Source organism: Bacillus sp. LR--39, assembly GCF_053613335.1.
This window is the reverse complement of sequence record NZ_JBSIOT010000436.1, coordinates 1-967: the sequence shown is the minus strand read 5'-3', so window position 1 is coordinate 967 and position 967 is coordinate 1. Positions and strand designations below refer to the sequence as shown.

Annotated in this window: 1 protein-coding gene and 1 pseudogene; both read left to right on the top strand. The window is 48.7% G+C overall.

What is annotated here, in order from left to right; translation table 11 throughout:
• Positions 1-464 (top strand): annotated as a pseudogene (locus ACWHAR_RS23875) (TetR/AcrR family transcriptional regulator); the annotation flags it as partial.
• Positions 465-588: 124 nt separating this feature from the next.
• Positions 589-967: glycosyl hydrolase (locus ACWHAR_RS23870; protein WP_452088040.1), on the top strand; the 379-nt coding region annotated here is incomplete at its 3' end.

Here is a 967-nt window from a genome sequence, read left to right as displayed (position 1 = left end):
AAAACGCGCTGTCAGCCGCCTACGGTGACATTGTGAAGCCTTATCTGTCAGACTTGTCCGTGATCGTTCAAGGCATCGTGCAGTCTTATCAAAATTTGTTTATCTTTAATGAACTGGATATCGATTTTTACGAACTTGCGGATTTTATTATGAGAAGAATCGATGACATGATTGATGGCATGGTTCAAAACGGGGAGCAGCCGATCTTGGCCGGCCGGACGTACAGCTATTACCGGAACGCCGGCAATACGGCCGATAAACATACGATTTTGCGGGAGCTTGAAGATGCCAAACGTCAGCCGGAGCTTTCGGAAGACATTCTCATTACACTGGATGTGATCGAGGAAGAGCTGAGAAAGGATTCGCACCGCGCACCCGTGCTCCAAGGCATGCTGACAAACTTGCAGCATCAGGACAATGTTCAGCATCTATATGGAATGATCACCCGTTTCCTTCATTCATAAAGCAGCCTTATGGCTGTTTTTATATTCCCTTACAATAAGACGATCTGACCATGTATTTTTTGAAAGCAGCATGTATAATAAGATCGCTTAAGACAATCTATATGTTTCAGGGGGTTTTACCTTAGTGAAAAAAAACATCGTTTGTTCAATCTTCGCGCTGCTCCTTGCTTTTGCCGTTTCGCAGCCGAGCTATGCACACACCGTTTCTCCGGTGAACCCGAATGCCCAGCCGACGACGAAAGCGGTGATGAACTGGCTCGCCCACCTGCCCAATCGGACGGAAAGCCGGGTGATGTCCGGGGCGTTCGGAGGATACAGCCTCGACACATTTTCAACGGCTGAAGCCGACCGGATCAAACAGGCAACAGGACAGCTGCCGGCCATATACGGCTGCGATTATGCAAGAGGATGGCTGGAGCCGGAAAAGATCGCCGATACGATTGACTACAGCTGCAACCGTGATTTGATCGCATACTGGAAAAGCGGAGGCATTCCGCAAATCA